Annotated in this window: 12 protein-coding genes; 6 read left to right on the forward strand and 6 right to left on the reverse strand. The window is 73.2% G+C overall.

Translation table 11 applies throughout. The features are described from left to right. The first annotated feature begins 98 nt into the window (after positions 1–98). On the forward strand, positions 99–680 hold the full coding sequence (locus tag ACIOWN_RS14545; protein ID WP_401982365.1) for a TIGR04222 domain-containing membrane protein: 582 nt from the start codon (positions 99–101) through the stop codon (positions 678–680). A gap of 81 nt (positions 681–761) precedes the next feature. Here ACIOWN_RS14545 and gcl read toward each other — a convergent pair whose 3' ends face one another. From gcl to ACIOWN_RS14560, 3 genes are all read right to left on the reverse strand, one after another. Next, entirely contained in the window at positions 762–2,546 is a 1,785-nt protein-coding gene (gene gcl, locus ACIOWN_RS14550; RefSeq protein WP_362357674.1) for a glyoxylate carboligase, read from the reverse strand. Between the two features lie 267 nt (positions 2,547–2,813). Then, a complete protein-coding gene (locus ACIOWN_RS14555; RefSeq protein ID WP_401982366.1) occupies positions 2,814–4,436 on the reverse strand; it encodes an AMP-binding protein in 1,623 nt (540 codons plus the stop codon). After that, on the reverse strand, positions 4,433–6,106 hold the full coding sequence (locus ACIOWN_RS14560) for an AMP-binding protein (protein WP_401982367.1): 1,674 nt from the start codon (positions 6,104–6,106) through the stop codon (positions 4,433–4,435). Before ACIOWN_RS14560 ends, ACIOWN_RS14555 begins: the two co-directional genes overlap by 4 nt. 135 nt (positions 6,107–6,241) lie before the next feature. On the opposite strand from ACIOWN_RS14560, the gene ACIOWN_RS14565 reads away from it, so the two are divergent. The 3 genes from ACIOWN_RS14565 to ACIOWN_RS14575 all read left to right on the forward strand — a co-directional run bounded on the left by ACIOWN_RS14565 (position 6,242) and on the right by ACIOWN_RS14575 (position 11,418). Beyond that, positions 6,242–7,078 carry a LuxR C-terminal-related transcriptional regulator gene (locus ACIOWN_RS14565; RefSeq protein WP_401982368.1) on the forward strand — a complete coding sequence of 279 codons (837 nt, stop codon included), beginning with the start codon at positions 6,242–6,244 and terminating at the stop codon, positions 7,076–7,078. A 419-nt stretch (positions 7,079–7,497) separates the two neighbouring features. Continuing rightward, positions 7,498–10,338: a LuxR family transcriptional regulator gene (locus tag ACIOWN_RS14570; protein ID WP_362357680.1), complete on the forward strand. Its 2,841-nt coding sequence runs from the start codon at positions 7,498–7,500 to the stop codon at positions 10,336–10,338. Positions 10,339–10,635: 297 nt separating this feature from the next. Continuing rightward, on the forward strand, positions 10,636–11,418 hold the full coding sequence (locus ACIOWN_RS14575; protein ID WP_401982369.1) for a S1 family peptidase: 783 nt from the start codon (positions 10,636–10,638) through the stop codon (positions 11,416–11,418). A gap of 94 nt (positions 11,419–11,512) precedes the next feature. Here ACIOWN_RS14575 and ACIOWN_RS14580 read toward each other — a convergent pair whose 3' ends face one another. Genes ACIOWN_RS14580 through ACIOWN_RS14590 form a run of 3 tightly spaced genes read right to left on the reverse strand, consistent with a single transcriptional unit; the run spans position 11,513 to position 13,842 of the window. Next, positions 11,513–12,643 carry a winged helix DNA-binding domain-containing protein gene (locus ACIOWN_RS14580; RefSeq protein WP_401982370.1) on the reverse strand — a complete coding sequence of 377 codons (1,131 nt, stop codon included), beginning with the start codon at positions 12,641–12,643 and terminating at the stop codon, positions 11,513–11,515. Between the two features lie 45 nt (positions 12,644–12,688). Further along, on the reverse strand, positions 12,689–13,186 hold the full coding sequence (locus ACIOWN_RS14585; protein ID WP_362357997.1) for a TIGR03668 family PPOX class F420-dependent oxidoreductase: 498 nt from the start codon (positions 13,184–13,186) through the stop codon (positions 12,689–12,691). Between the two features lie 14 nt (positions 13,187–13,200). Further along, positions 13,201–13,842, reverse strand: coding sequence for a phosphoribosyltransferase family protein (locus tag ACIOWN_RS14590; protein WP_326804747.1), 642 nt, complete (start codon positions 13,840–13,842; stop codon positions 13,201–13,203). A gap of 149 nt (positions 13,843–13,991) precedes the next feature. Between ACIOWN_RS14590 and ACIOWN_RS14595 the strand changes: the two genes are divergently transcribed. Both ACIOWN_RS14595 and ACIOWN_RS14600 read left to right on the forward strand, forming a co-directional pair. Further along, entirely contained in the window at positions 13,992–14,294 is a 303-nt protein-coding gene (locus ACIOWN_RS14595) for a DUF3040 domain-containing protein (protein ID WP_362357995.1), read from the forward strand. 110 nt (positions 14,295–14,404) lie between these two features. Then, positions 14,405–15,190 carry a polysaccharide deacetylase family protein gene (locus tag ACIOWN_RS14600; protein WP_401982371.1) on the forward strand — a complete coding sequence of 262 codons (786 nt, stop codon included), beginning with the start codon at positions 14,405–14,407 and terminating at the stop codon, positions 15,188–15,190. Positions 15,191–15,281 lie beyond the last annotated feature (91 nt).

Raw genomic sequence — 15,281 nt, forward strand, 5'->3', positions numbered from 1 at the left:
GGCAGGCATCGGGCACCCCCGAAAGCGGGCACATTCCCCTCGACGGGGCCCGCCGGTACGGGGGCGGCGGGCCCCGTGCTCCGGCCGCTGGGGGTGCCATGGACAGTGCCGCGACGAACCGTCTCGCGCCGCACGAGATCGCGTTTCTGCGCGGCGGCCGCCGCGCCGCCGTCACCGTCTCCGTACTCGCTCTGCGGACGCGGGGCGCCGTCGGACCCGGACGCGGCGGCACGATGCACACCACGGGACCGGCCCGCGGCGCGGGAACGGGCCTCCCCGCCCTGCCCCACCTGACGAAGACCGTGCACGCCGCCCTCTACCGCCCCGCGGGCATGCGGCAGCTGCTGGACCGGGAGCCCGTCGCCCGCGCGCTGACCGACCTGCGCCACGAGCTCACCGCCGCCGGGCTGCTGCGCGTCTTCCCGCCCGGGCGCACCCGGGCGGGCCGGCGGGCCCTGAGGGACCTGCGGGACCGGCATCCGCTGCCGACGACCGGAAGGGGCCTGTCGGCCGACGACCGGCTGCTGGCCGTGGCCCTGTACGGGGACCGGGCGCTGACCCGGCTCATGCCGCGCTTCGCGCGGGAGGCGGGGCTCCTCGGGCGGGGCGGGACGACCGAGCAGGAGCTGCCACGGTCCTGGGGCGGCGGCTCGGGCGGCTTCAGCTGCGCCTCCGTGTGACGGCGCCGGCGAGGTACGCCGGAACAGCGCGAAGAGGGCGGCCCCCTGCCGGTGGGCCGCCCCCTTCGATCGGTGTGCGCGTCAGACCTTCAGGGCCCTGACGGCGGTCGGGGCGTGGCCGGGCTCGGTGGCGAGGTCCTCGAACTCGACGACGTTGCCGATGTCGTTGGTGCCCGACATCGAGATGTTGGTGACCCGCTCCAGGATCGCCTCGACCACGACCGGCACGCGGTGCTCGGCGGCGAGCTTCTTGGCCTGCTCAAGGGCGGCTCCGAGCTCATCGGGGTCGGTCACCCGGATCGCCTTGCAGCCCAGGCCCTCGGCGACCTTGACGTGGTCGACGCCGTAGACGCCCAGCTCGGGCGAGTTGATGTTCTCGAACTCCAGGTTGACCTGGAAGTCGATGTCGAAGGCGCGCTGCGCCTGGCGGATCAGACCCAGGTAGGAGTTGTTGACCAGCACGTGGACGTACGGGATCTTGTGCTGCGCGCCGACCGCCAGTTCCTCGATCATGAACTGGAAGTCGTAGTCGCCGGAGAGGGCGACGACGGACGCCTCCGGGTCGGCCTTGGCGACGCCGAGCGCGGCCGGGACGGTCCAGCCGAGCGGCCCGGCCTGTCCGCAGTTGATCCAGTGCCGCGGCCTGAAGACGTGCAGCATCTGGGCGCCGGCGATCTGCGAGAGGCCGATGGTGGAGACGTACCGGGTCTCCGGGCCGAAGGCCTTGTTCATCTCCTCGTAGACGCGCTGCGGCTTGATCGGGACGTCGTCGAAGTGCGTACGGCGCTGGAGCTTCGCCCGCTTCTCCTGCGCGGCGGCTGCCCAGTCGGAGCGGTCGGGCAGCCGTCCGGCCGCCTTGAGCTCGCGGGCCACCTGGACGAACAGCTCCAGCGCGGCCTTCGCGTCGGAGGCGATGCCGTAGTCCGGGGCGAAGATCCTGCCGATCTGGGTGGGCTCGATGTCGACGTGGACGAACTTCCGGCCGGCCGTGTAGACGTCCAGCTTCCCGGTGTGGCGGTTGGCCCAGCGGTTGCCGATGCCGAGGACGAAGTCGGACTCCAGGAAGGTCGCGTTGCCGTAGCGGTGCGAGGTCTGGAGGCCGACCATGCCCGCGTTCAGCTCGTGGTCGTCGGGCAGGACGCCCCAGCCCATCAGGGTCGGGACGACCGGAACGCCCGTCAGCTCGGCGAACTCCACGAGGAGTTCGGAGGCGTCGGCGTTGATGACACCGCCGCCCGCGACGATCAGGGGCCGCTCGGACTCGTTGAGCAGCGCGATCGCCTTCTCGATCTGGGCGCGGGTCGCGGCCGGCTTGTAGACGGGCAGCGGCTCGTACGTCTCCGGGTCGAACTCGATCTCGGTGAGCTGGACGTCGATCGGCAGGTCGATCAGGACCGGGCCGGGACGGCCGGAGCGCATCAGGTGGAAGGCCTGCTGGAAGACGCCGGGGACCTGCGCGGCCTCCAGGACGGTGACGGCCATCTTGGTCACCGGCTTGGCGATCGAGGCGATGTCGACGGCCTGGAAGTCCTCCTTGTGGATCACGGCGGTGGGGGCCTGGCCCGTGATGCACAGGATCGGGACGGAGTCGCCGGTGGCCGAGTACAGGCCGGTGATCATGTCGGTGCCGGCGGGGCCGGATGTGCCGATGCAGACGCCGATGTTGCCCGCGCGGGTCCTCGTGTAGCCCTCGGCCATGTGCGAGGCGCCCTCCACGTGGCGGGCGAGGGTGTGGTTGATTCCGCCGGACGCCTTGAGCGCCGCGTAGAAGGGGTTGATCGCTGCGCCCGGCACACCGAACGCGGCGGTGACGCCCTCGCGCTTGAGGATCTCAACTGCCGCGCGGGCAGCGGTCATACGAGCCATCGAGTTCTCCTGCTTCGGCTGTCTTCGGCTGTCGGATTCGCACGCCCGTCGCGCCCCGCGGTTGCGGCTATTCCGTATAGCGGAAATTACTTTCTACGATCTGGAAGCAATGTAAGTGGGGCCCGCGAAGGCCGTCAAGAGCGGGCACCCCACGACGGAAACCGCCCCCGGCCAAAGAGCCGGGGGCGGTCGGGAGGCGAGAGGAGGTGGGTCAGGGGGCAGGCGTCGTTCCGCGCACCAGGGGTGCCCGAGCCGCCGGCCGCGTGCTCACCGGGCGTACTTCTCGCGGAGTTCGACCTTGCGCACCTTTCCGGAGACGGTCATCGGGAAGGAGTCCAGGATCCGCAGCAGGCTCGGGATCTTGTAGTGGGCCAGCCGGTCCTCACAGAAGGCCCGCAGGTCCTCCAGGGCCGGCGGGTCGTCCGCGTCCAGCGGGATGACGCAGGCCAGCACCTCCTCGCCGTACTTCTCGTGCGGCACGCCGACCACCTGGACGTCGCGGATCTTCGGGTGGCCGTAGAGGAACTCCTCGATCTCGCGCGGGTAGATGTTCTCACCGCCGCGGATGATCATGTCCTTGATGCGGCCGACGATCTCGACGTACCCGTCCTCGCGCATCACCGCGAGGTCCCCGGTGTGCATCCAGCGGCCCGCGTCCACCGCCTCCGCGGTCTTCTCCGGCTCGTTCCAGTAGCCGAGCATCACGCTGTAGCCGCGGGTGCACAGTTCGCCCGACGTGCCACGGGGCCGGGTGACCCCGGTGGCCGGGTCGACGACCTTGACCTCCAGGTGCGGCAGTACGCGGCCGACCGTTCCGGTGCGGTGTTCGAGGTCGTCGTCCATCCGGGCCTGGAGGGAGACCGGCGAGGTCTCGGTCATGCCGTAGCAGATGGAGACCTCCTCCATGTGCATCTCGGCGACCACCCGCTTCATCACCTCCACCGGGCAGGGCGAGCCCGCCATGATGCCGGTGCGCAGGGACGACAGGTCGTACGACGCGAAGCGGGGGAGGTTCAGCTCCGCGATGAACATGGTCGGCACCCCGTACAGCGAGGTGCAGCGTTCGCGCTGGACCGCCTCCAGGGTGGCCTTCGGCTCGAAGGACGGCGCCGGGATCACCATGCACGCGCCGTGCGAGGTGGCCGCCAGATTGCCCATGACCATGCCGAAGCAGTGATAGTACGGGACGGGGATGCAGATCCTGTCCTGCTCGGTGTAGCCGACCGTACGGCCCACCCAGTAGCCGTTGTTGAGGATGTTGTGGTGGGAGAGCGTGGCCCCCTTGGGGAAGCCCGTGGTGCCCGAGGTGTACTGGATGTTGACCGGGTCGTCGCAGCTCAGCTCCGCCTGGATGGCGGCCGGTCGGTCCACCGGCACCTCGGCCGCGGCCGCCGTCAACGCGTCCCACGACGGGTCGCCGATGTAGATCGTCTCGCGCAGGACGGGGCACCTGCCGCGGACCTGCCCGACCAACTCCCGGTAGTCGGTGCCCCGGTGGGCCCGCGAGGCGACCAGCAGCGAGATGCCGGCCTGCCGGAGCACGTACTCCACCTCGTGGGCCCGGTAGGCCGGGTTGATGTTCACCATGATCACGCCGATGCGCGCGGTGGCGTACTGGACGAGCACCCACTCGGGGCAGTTGACCGCCCAGATCCCGACCCGGTCGCCCCTGGCCACGCCCTTGGCGAGCAGTCCGCGGGCCACCTCGTCGACGGCGGCGCCGAACTCGGCGTAGGTCCAGCGGCGTCCGGAGGGCACGTCGACGAGCGCCTCGCGGTCGGCGAAGGCGGCGACCGCCCGGTCGAGATTGGCGCCGATGGTGTCGCTCAGCAGCGGTGTGCCGCTGGTTCCGTGGGCGTAGGACGGCTCGCTCACCGGACGTTCGCTCACCGGAAGTCCTCCTCGCGGTACTCGTTCGCCGAGCCCTCGGCCGTGGCCTCGCGCAGCTCGATCCGGCGGATCTTGCCGGAGACGGTCTTGGGCAGCTCGCCGAACTCCAGGCGGCGGATGCGCTTGTAGGGGGCGAGCACCTCCCGGGAGTGCTCGAAGAGGGCCTTCGCGGTGCCGGTGTCCGGCTCCCAGCCCTCGGCGAGGACGACGTACGCCTTCGGCACCGCGAGCCGCAGCGGGTCCGGCGCGGGCACGACGGCCGCCTCGGCCACCGCCTCGTGCTCCAGCAGGGCGCTCTCCAGCTCGAACGGACTGATCTTGTAGTCGGACGCCTTGAAGACATCGTCGGAGCGTCCGATATACGTCAGACATCCCTCTTCGTCCCTGGAGGCGACGTCCCCTGTCCGGTAGTAGCCGCCTGCCATCGCCTCGGCGGTGCGTTCCGGGTCGCCGTGGTAGCCGGCCATCAGGCCGACCGGGCGCGCGGACAGGTCGAGCGCGATCTCGCCCTCGGCGGCGCCGGGCGCGCCGGAGACCGGGTCGAGCAGTTCGACGCGGTAGCCGGGGCTGGGCCGGCCCATGGAGCCGGTCTTCAGCGGCTGGCCGGGGCTGTTGGAGACCTGCACGGCGGTCTCGGTCTGCCCGAAGCCGTCCCGGATGGTCACGTCCCAGGCGCGCCGGACCTGCTCGATGACCTCGGGGTTGAGGGGTTCGCCCGCGGCCACGGCCGCGCGGGGCGGGGTGCGCAGCTGCGAGAGGTCGGCCTGGATCAGCATGCGCCACACGGTCGGTGGGGCGCAGAAGGTGGTGACGCCCGCGCGGTCCATCTCGGCCATCAGGCGGGCCGCGTCGAAGCGGGTGTAGTTGTGGATGAAGACGGTCGCCTCGGCGTTCCACGGCGCGAACAGGTTCGACCAGGCGTGCTTGGCCCAGCCGGGCGAGGAGATGTTGAGGTGCACGTCCCCCGGCTTCAGGCCGATCCAGTACATGGTGGCCAGATGCCCGACGGGGTACGAGACGTGGGTGTGCTCCACCAGCTTGGGGCGGGCCGTGGTACCCGAGGTGAAGTACAGCATCAGCGGGTCGTCGGCGAGGGTGGGTCCGTCCGGGACGAACTCGGCGGGGGCGGCGCACACGTCCTCGTAGGGCTCCCAGCCCTCCTCCAAAAGGCCGCCGACCGAGATACGGGTGTAGGTGCCGGGGACGTCGGCGAACTTGGCGGTGTCGGCGGCGCGCGCGATCACGTGCTTGACCCGGCCGCGTTCGACGCGGTCGGTCAGGTCGGCCGGGCCGAGCAGCGGGGTGGCGGGGATGACGACCGCGCGCAGCTTCATCGCGGCGAGCGCGGTCTCCCACAACTCGGCCTGGTTGCCGAGCATGACGAGGATGCGGTCCTCGGCGGCGACGCCGCGGTCGCGCAGCCAGTTCGCGGCGCGGCTGGAACGCTCGGACATCTCGGCGAAGGAGAGGCGGGTCTCGGTGCCGTCCTCCTCGACGATGTGCAGGGCGGTGCGGTCGTTCCCCTCGGCGATGGCGTCGAACCAGTCCAGCGCCCAGTTGAAGTGGGTGGGGCGGGGCCACTCGAAGCCGGCGTAGGCGGTGGCGTAGTCCTCACGGTGTTCCAGCAGGAAGTCCCGCGCCCTGCGGAAGAGCTCCGTCGCCGTCGTCATTTGTCCTCCTCGGTTCCGGACCATTGCCGGGCGGCTCTCTGCCATCGTGTAATCCGTGACGTGCGTCTCACTACCCCCGAACGGGGGTGTGGTGCGCGGGCAGGTCCAGACGGTCCACGGCGAGGGGGCGAGCAGGTGAGGGCGGACGCGGCCGGGGCGGCGGAGATCCGTGGTGCGCTGGTGCGGCTGCGGCGTGCGACGGGCCTTCCGGTCGCCTTCGGCGGTCTGGTCGAGCCGGGCCGGCCGCGGGTGCGGATCAGCGAGCTGACCGGTACGACGACGTGCGCGCTCCGGGCGCTCGCGGTCAGCTCCGGCAACGGGCTCGGCGGCAAGGCGGTGGCGCTGGGCCGCCCGTGCGCGGTCACGGACTATTCGCTGTCGCCGCGGATCAGCCACGAGTACGACGTCCCGGTCGCCGCTGAGGGGTTGCGCTCGGTGCTGGCCGTGCCGGTGGTCGTGGGGCGCCGGGTGCGCGGCGTGCTGTACGGCGCGCTGCGCACGGCCCAGCCGCTGGGCGACCGGACGCTGGGCGCGGCCGTGGAGGCGGCGCGGGACGTGGAGCAGTCGCTGGTGGCTCAGGAGCGGGCGCGGGACCTGCTGACGGCGTCCCGCACGGCGTCCGCCCCGGACCCGGCGGACGGGGCGGCCTGGGAGCAGGTCCGCGAGGCCCACGCGGCCCTGCGCGCCCTGGCCCCGCGGATCTCCGACCCTGCTCTGCGCGCCGAACTCCTCGACGCCTGCGGCCTGTTGACCACGGCGGCCGCCCCGTTGCCGGGCGTCGGCCTGGCCCCCCGCGAGATCGACGTACTGACCTGCGTGGCCGCCGGCGCGACCAACGCCACCGCCGCGTCCCGCCTGGGCCTGAGCCCGGAAACCGTCAAGAGCTACCTCCGCTCGGCCATGCGCAAACTGAGCGCCCACACCAGGGGCGAGGCGGTGGCCGCGGCCCGCCGGGCGGGGGTACTGCCGTAGGGGGGCCGCGCAGGAGCGATGCCCGACCGTGCGAGCGCGCGGGAGCCCCGAGGGGCGGGAGCGGCCGCCTCGGTGTGTCCGCGCGCGGGTCCTGGTGGATCGCGCGGGTCCCCGCCGCGGGGGCGGCGGCAGGCTCACCGGCGGGGTGGGACAACGGGCAGGCACGGCAGGGGGCACGTGCTGCCGTCGGGTACCGGCAGCGGCGGGTCCGGTGGCCGGGAGGCCGGTACGGGGGAGTGTCGGCGGCGGCGGGGCGGGGGTACCGTCGGAGTGCTCTTCGCGCGGGGGTCGTATTCATTCAACGGTGCTTTGAATATGACCATGCTTCGCCACTGTTATTTCGCTCACCTCCCCGGCTGTCCGAAATTCACGGGCAGGTTGCCTAGAATTTGGCCCGAACACGACACTCGAGGGGAGCGGTGACCGTGCGACGGGACTTCAAGGGCCCTGCGAACTGCCGTTCCGAGCTGGTCATCGGCCAGGAGGAGCCGTCCGCGGCGGCGCGGGAGCAGCTCGCGCGCGGTGGGAGTGTGCTGCTGCACGGGCCCGCCGGAATAGGAAAGTCGACGGTGCTGCGGGCATTGGCCGCGGAATACGCCACGAGCGCCCGCACCGTGTTGCGCTGCTCCGCCACCGAGTCCGAATCCCACCTGCCCTTCCTTGCCCTGGCCGACCTCTTCGGCCTGGTCCTGGACGAGGTGTCCGGCAAGCTGCCCGCCGCCCAGCACACCGCGCTGGAGTCGGCGCTCACCGGCCGCGGCGAGTCCACCCTCCAGCGCGACGGGCTCGCCCTGCGCCTGGCCGTGCTCTCCACGCTGCGCGCGCTCGCCGCGAAGGGCCCGGTCCTGATCGTCGCCGACGACCTCCAGTGGCTGGACTCGGCCAGCGCCGAACTGCTCGGCTTCGCCGCCCGGCGCCTCGGCGACACGCCGGTGCAGATGCTGTGCGCGGTGCGGACCGAGGAGGAGGAGTACGACCGCCATCTGCGCGCCTGCCCGCCGGACACCCTCTCGGTCCGGCTCGGCCCGCTGACCCGTACCCAGGTCTCCGCCCTGCTCGGCCACCGCGGCTACTCCAACCTGCCCCGCTCCACCGTCCGCGACATCCACCGCACCAGCGGCGGCAACCCGCTGTTCGCGCTGGAGCTGGGCCGCGCCCTGGCCGAGAGCCCCACCCCGCTCCGGCCCGGCGAGCCGCTGCCGGTGCCGACCTCGCTGCGCGCCCTCGTCCTGAGCCGCCTCGAGATGCTCTCGGACGAGGCCCGCCGCACCCTGCTGGTGGCCAGCGCCGGCGCCCGCCCCACCCCCGCCCTGCTGCACGCCGCCGGCCGCGGCAACGCCGAGGCCGAGTGCGCGCAGGCCGCCGAACTCGGCCTGCTGGCCACCGAGCCGGAGGGACCCGCCGTACGGTTCGCGCACCCGCTGATATCGGCCGCCCTGTACGCGGAGGCGCCCACCCAGGAGCGGCGGGCCGCCCACGCCGCCCTGGCCACCGCCGCCCCCGACCCCATCGAACGGGCCCGGCACCTGGCCCTGGCCACCACCGGCACCGACCCGGAGGTGGCCTCCCGGCTCGCCGAGGCCGCCGCGCTGGCCCGGGACCGCGGGGCGCCCTCGGTGGCCGCCTCACTGGGCCTGCTCGCCGCCCGCCACACCCCGCCCGGCAGCGGACCGGGCCCGGACGGCCGGCGGTTGCAGGCCGCCGAGGACGCCATCACGGCCGGCGAGGTGGACCTCGCCCGGGACATCGCCCGTGAGGTCCTGACCCGGGCCACCGTGCCCGCCGAACGCGTGCGGGCCTGGATGGTGGTGATCGAGTCGGCCGGCCAGGCCCTCGGGGACGTGGACGGGGTCTTCCCGCAGGCGCTGGCCGACGCGGGCGACGACCCCCGGCTGCTCGCCCTGGTCCACTACCAGCTCGCCTGGCGCGGACTGGTCGTGGAGGGCGACTTCGCCGAGGCCCGCCAGGAGGCCGCGCACGCCGCCGAACTGGCGGAGCGCGGCCGGGACCGGCGCATCGAGCTGATGGCGCTCGCCTTCCAGGCCTCCACCGAGACCCTGATGGGGCATCCGAACGCCCCGGTCACCATCAAGCGGGCGCTGAGGGAGCCTCAGGACCCGTACGTGGCCTGCCATCACAACGGCGTCGGCTCTGCCCGCTACCGCTGGCTGCTGATGAGCGACCGGCTGCCCGAGGCCCGGGCGACCATCACCGCGCTGCTGCGCGAGGTGCGGCGGCGCGGCATGGTCGAGAGCGAGGTGCACTTCCTGCGTCTGCTCGGCGAGACCGAACTGCGCTCCGGCCACTGCGGCCGGGCCCTGGACCTGGCCCGTGAGAGCCTCCGGATGGCCCGGGACACCGGCATCGGCGAGAGCGCCTCCGCCACCCTCGCCTCCCTCGCCGAGGCCTCCGGCGGCAGCACCGACCGGGCGCTGGCGCTGGCCCGTGAGGCGGTGGGGCACGCCGAGGAGGACGGCGACCAGATGTATCTCTCGCGCGCCCTGACCGCCCTGGGTCAAGCCCAGTTGGTGGCCGGGGACGACCAGGCCGCCGTGACGGCGCTGTGCCGGGTGCGGGAGCTGGAGCTGGGGCTCGGCATCACCGATCCGGCACGCGGCCGCTGGCACGGCGACCTCGCGGAGGCCCTGGTGCGGACCGGGGACCTCACCGAGGCCCAGCACGTCATCGACGCGGCCCGCGAGCACGCGCTGCGGCTCGGCCGCGAGAGCGTGCTGGCCGTCCTCGACCGCTCCGAGGCGCAGGTGCGCGCCGCGCGCGGCGAACGGGACGCGGCCATGGACCAGTTGACGTCCGCCCAGGACCGGCTGGCGAAACTCGGCAACGGCCTGGAGGAGGCCCGCGCCGCGTTCGCGCTGGCCCGGCTGCGCACCCTCGCCCCGGCCCTGGGAGCCGGCCCGGGCGGAACGGCTCCCGTGCCGGGGCCGACGGCGTACGACGAGGCGGCGCGGCTGTTCCGGCGCTGCCGCGCGCTGCCGTGGCTGCGCCGGGTGGAGGAGGCCGCGGCCGCCAGGCCCGCGCGGCAGCCGGAGGTGGCCCCGGCGGCGCTGGACGGACTGGCGGCGATGGAGCGTCAGGTGGCGTCGCTGGTCATGGAGGGCGCGACCAACCGGGAGATCGCCGCGCGGCTGTTCATCAGCGTCAAGACGGTGGAGGCGACCCTGACCCGGGTCTACCGCAAGCTGGGGATCCGCTCGCGCGTCGACATCGTCCGATTGGCGGCCGGCCGGCGCGCGAAGTGAGCGCGGCGCGGGTTGACTGACCGCGTGGACGACCGTGTGGACGCAGTGAGGACCGGCACCGGAGCGCGCCGCGGGACGGGAGCGGACCGCCGGGGCCCACCGGCGCTCACCGGGGCGGGACCGAGGGATTTCCCTGCCCGGCTCCCCTAGGGAGTTCCCTCATTGGAGCAGGGTGGGTCCGGTCCTAGCGTAAGGGTCGTGCCGCTCGCCCGGGCACACGGAAGCCGAGCACGGACCCCACGACCCCCGTGCTCCCCCGCCCGCGCGATCCCCCGCCGGCCTGCCCCGAGGAGACGCATGTTCGGCCTCACCCGCGCCAGACGGACCGCCGCCGCGGTCACGGTCGGCGCTGCCGCGGCCGCGCTCACCGCGCCCTCCGCGGCCGCCGCTCCCCGGCCGGTCGTCGGCGGCACGGCGACCACGACGGCGGAGTACCCGTTCGTCATGCAGATCACGGACGCGGCCGGCGCACAGTTCTGCGGCGGCACCCTGGTCGCGCCCACGAAGGTGGTCACCGCCGCGCACTGCGTGGTCGGCGAGATCGCGGACAACATGCGGGTGGTGGGCGGACGCACCCGTCTCGACGGCACCGACGGCACGGTGGGCGAGGTCAGCGGGGTCTGGTTCGACCCGAGATACACGGACGCCGTCGACGGCGGCGACGTGGCCGTGCTCACGCTGAAGTCGCCTATGCCGTACGCCACGGCGTCGTACGTCTCCCCCGCCGGCACCGGTGTGTACGCGCCCGGCATGACCGCCCGTGTCCTGGGCTGGGGCACCACCCGCGAAAACGGCGGCTCCTCCGACGAGTTGCGGACGGCGGCGGTGCCCGTCGTGTCCGACAGCGACTGCCGCGACTCCTACGGCTCCGACTTCGTCGCGAGCGACATGGTTTGCGCCGGATACACATCCGGCGGCATCGACACCTGCCAGGGCGACAGCGGCGGTCCCCTGCTCATCGGGGGCGTCCTGGCAGGGATCACTTCCTGGGGCGACGGCTGTGGCGAGGCGGGCCGGCCGGGTGTCTACACCCGGCTGGCCTCCTTCTCCAGCCTCGTGACCGAGCAGGTTCTGACCTGAGCCGTTGCCCCGGTGAAAGCCAGGGGGCGTTGCGAGCCACCACGAGCGGCCCGCAACGCCCCCTCTCCACGTCCCCACCCCGGCCCCCGGGGCCTCACCCTCCTGCGACGGTCCCGAACCGTATGCCGTACGACGCTCCCGGGTGCAGGGCGGCGAGCATGCGCTCGGCCTCCGCGGTCACGTCCTGCCGCTGTGCCCTGGTCAGCGGGCCGAAGGGCTCGACCACCAGGGTGTCGCCCTCCGGTTTCCACAGCCCCGCCAGGAAGCCGTCGACGAGGAGGGTGCGATGGGCCTGGTTGCCCTGCGCGTTGCGGCCCCGGTACCGCGCGGGCACCAAGCGGGAGCGGTCGGCGTGGGAGAGGAGCAGGTTGTCGTACTCGGGCAGGAAGCGGGGCGGTGCCGGGGTGTCCGGGTCGGGCCGGGGAGCGTCGTGAAGGTCGAACAGCTCGGTGCCGCCGTCGCCTTGGAACGTGACGAGCCGGGGGCGGAGCCGTTCGAAGGCGGGGCGCAGCCGGGTCAGGCCCGCCCAGGTCTGCATGTCGCGGACGGAGGCCGGACCGAAGGCGGCGAGGTAGCGCAGGACGGCGGCTTCGAGGGCGGCGTGCTCCCCTTCCCGAGGGGAGGGATCCGCGAGGCGGCCGAGCCAGTGCTCGGCGGTGGTGAGGGCGACCTGCCCGCTCCTGTCCCACAGCCCGCGCGGGGTGACCTGCACCAGCGGGAGCAGGCAGCGGGCGGCGACGCCGAGGGCCTGCGGGTCGGCGTCGGGCCACTGGGCACCGAGCGCGGCGCGCAGCTGCGTCATCGTGCGCGGCTCGGCCTCCACGAGGTCGCGGGCGAGTGCGGTGAGCCGGTCGAGGTCGACGCCGTGCAGGCCCTTTCGGAACAGGTGGAGTTCGCGCTCACGGGCGCCCTGCACGAGCGGTCGCAGCGTGAGGCAGTCGTCGGCGGTGTGGGTGTGGATGGTCGAGCGCAGGGTGACGATGCGGACCACCTCGCGGGCGGCCATCGGCTCCGACAGCCGCTCCGGTGCGAAACCGTCGAGGCGGGCGGCAAGAGCGTAGTACGGCGGCCTGACGTTCTGCGCCTGAAGGCCCACCAGGTGCTCCACGGCGGCCCCTGCCGTCAGCGGCGCGCGGCGGAGCAGCAACTGCCGGTCGAGCGTCGCCCGGTTGAGGGCGCGCACACCCAGCACGGGGGCCGACGCGGTGGTCGTCGTCTTCGTCATGTCCGCACGGTAGCGGCCATCGAGGACAGCATCTGTCCTCTTTCGTCAGGGACTTGGCGGTCCTTCGTCAGCGCCCCGCTCGCCAACGGCGGGGGGTGGTCCGGTGGCGTACCAGCCCGTCCAGTGGCGAACGGTGATCGCGATCACCGGTCCGCGCGGCGGGACCTCGCGGTACTGGGGGTACTTGCGCAGCAGCCGGGCGAGCGCGGTCCCGTACTCCACCACGGTCCGCTCGTCCTCCGCGTCGGGCGGCACGATGCGGGCGTCGCCGTCGGCGCGGGCCCACCACAGGCGGTCCCAGTCCTCGTCGTAGTCGTCCGCCAGCAGGCACACGGTCCCGGTGGCCTCGATGTGGCGCAGGCGGGCGAGCCGGGTCGTGGTCTTCGGCTTGCGGTCGACGGCCGTCACGAGTCCGTCGTCGCCGAGGGCGGCGAACACCGTGGGCACCAGGTGCGGGCGCCCTGCCGCGTCCACCGTGGCCAGCCTCGCCACCCGGGCGGCGAGGAACCGGCGGCGCGCCTCGCCGGGGTCCATGCGGGGCACGGGCGTGCCTCCTCTCAGCCGTCCGTCAGGGCCCGCAGCACCTCCTCGTCCGTCAACTGCCCGAAGTCGCGGTACCAGACGCCCACGGCGGTGAAGCAGGACGGCTGGTGGAGACAGATCAGCTCGTCGGCCTCGCCGCTCAGCGCCCGTACGGCCTCGGGTGCGCCGACGGGGACGGCGAGGACGGTGTGCGCGGGCGCGCCGCGCCGCACGTGCCGCAGCGCGGCGCGGGCGGTGGAGCCGGTCGCCAGGCCGTCGTCGACGACGATCGCGGTACGTCCGCGCAGGTCGGGGGCGGGGCGGCCGTGGCGGTAGCGGCGGGTGCGGCGGCGCAGTTCGGCGCGTTCGCGTTCGACCACCGGGGCGAGGTCCTCCTCGGTGAGGCCGAGCAGGTGCAGGGCCGTCTTGTCGAACAGCGGCGGGTCGTCCCCGGCGATCGCGCCGAGGCCGTACTCCTCCTGCGAGGGGGCGCCGATCTTGCGGACCACGACCACGTCCAGCGGGGCGTCCAGCGCCCGCGCGACCTCCCGGGCCACCACGACACCGCCGCGGGGCAGCGCCAGCACGACGGGGTCGGGCAGTGCGCCCGCCTCGTACCGGGGGCGTAGCCGTTCGGCCAATCGCCGGCCGGCCTGCGCCCGGTCCTCGAACCTCATGGGCGTCACTCCTTCCGCCCTGTGTGCGGGTACCCCGGGGCACCCTTCCGGCCACATCCCGCGGGTGCCGTCCGGCGCGCCGGTTAGTCCGGGGTGGGAGGGGCAGTCGGAGAGGACTCACGGCAGACCGGTTCCCCGTAGGAGCAACAGTGTCTACAGGCCGACTCCCCGACCGCGAACAGCGGATTTTGAACGAGATAGAACGCGCCCTCAGCCGTGACCGCCGTCTGGTCCGGCGGCTGCGGTCCGGGCGCAAGCGGCCGGTCCTCTGCCGCCTGACGTCCTACGCCCCTCCGTTGTGGGCCGTGATGCTGCTGACGGTGGTCTCGCTCGCCCTCCTGACGGCCGGTGCCGTCACCTCGGAGCCGGGCGTGATCTGGGCGTTCGCGGCGGTGTGGCCGGTGACGCTGTTCTGCGCGCTGCGGCTGCTGTGCCGCCGGGCGGAGTCCTGACGCGCTGCCCGGTGGGCCCGGTCACCGCCGTGAAGACCGCTCGGCCTAATTCGAATGCTTATTCGACCCCGCTATGAACTGCGTCTATACCCGCGGCGTATAGTCCCGGCATGCCTTGTGCGACCAGGAAGACGAAGAAGACGGGGGCCCGGTTCCGGGCAATGGCGGCTTTGACGGCACTGGCGGCCGCCTGCATGACACTCACCGGCTGCTCCGACGGCAGCACGGCGCCCAGCGACGCCCGGGCGCGCCCCGCCGCGGGCGCACCCGCCGGGTTCGGCACGGTGGACTGCCGGAACGCCAAGTGCATCGCGCTGACCTTCGACGCGGGGCCGAGCGAGAACTCCGCCCGGCTGCTGGACATCCTCAAGGAGAAGCAGGTCCCGGCGACCTTCTTCCTGCTCGGCGCCCGGCACATCGAGAAGTACCCGGAGCTGGTCGTGCGCATGGCCGCCGAGGGCCACGAGGTGGCGAACCACACCTGGGACCACCAGATCCTGACCCGGATACCGGCGGACCGCGTGCGCGAGGAGATACGGCGCCCGAACGAGGAGATAGAGCGGCTGACCGGGCGCAAGCCGACCCTGATGCGCCCGCCGCAGGGGCGCACCGACGACACCGTGCACCGGATCTGCAAGGAACTGGGCATGTCCGAGGTCCTGTGGAGCGTGACCGCCAAGGACTACACCACGACCGACTCCGCGCTGATCACCCGGCGCGTCCTCGACCAGTCCTCCCGGGACGGGATCATCCTGCTCCACGACATCTACGCGGGCACGGTGCCCGCGGTGCCCGGGATCATCGACGCGCTGAAGGAGCGCGGGTACGTCTTCGTCACCGTGCCGCAGTTGCTGGCGCCGGGCAGGACGGAGCCGGGCGAGGTCTACCGGCCTTGACGTGCTCCCTGGCCTGAAGTCCAGGGATTCCGGCCTGGGCCGGCTGGCCCTTCCGGGGGCTTCCTGCTTCAACGCGCTGTGCCGGGACTTT

This window comes from Streptomyces sp. NPDC087787, from assembly GCF_044743035.1.
In the GTDB taxonomy this organism is placed as follows: domain Bacteria; phylum Actinomycetota; class Actinomycetes; order Streptomycetales; family Streptomycetaceae; genus Streptomyces.

Coding starts and splice junctions, on each gene's coding strand:
- gcl (WP_362357674.1), bottom strand. CDS start 2,546: ATGGCTCGTATGACCGCTGCCCGCGCGGCAGTTGAGATCCTCAAGCGC.
- ACIOWN_RS14545 (WP_401982365.1), top strand. CDS start 99: ATGGACAGTGCCGCGACGAACCGTCTCGCGCCGCACGAGATCGCGTTT.
- ACIOWN_RS14600 (WP_401982371.1), top strand. CDS start 14,405: ATGCCTTGTGCGACCAGGAAGACGAAGAAGACGGGGGCCCGGTTCCGG.
- ACIOWN_RS14575 (WP_401982369.1), top strand. CDS start 10,636: ATGTTCGGCCTCACCCGCGCCAGACGGACCGCCGCCGCGGTCACGGTC.
- ACIOWN_RS14590 (WP_326804747.1), bottom strand. CDS start 13,842: ATGAGGTTCGAGGACCGGGCGCAGGCCGGCCGGCGATTGGCCGAACGG.
- ACIOWN_RS14580 (WP_401982370.1), bottom strand. CDS start 12,643: ATGACGAAGACGACGACCACCGCGTCGGCCCCCGTGCTGGGTGTGCGC.
- ACIOWN_RS14560 (WP_401982367.1), bottom strand. CDS start 6,106: ATGACGACGGCGACGGAGCTCTTCCGCAGGGCGCGGGACTTCCTGCTG.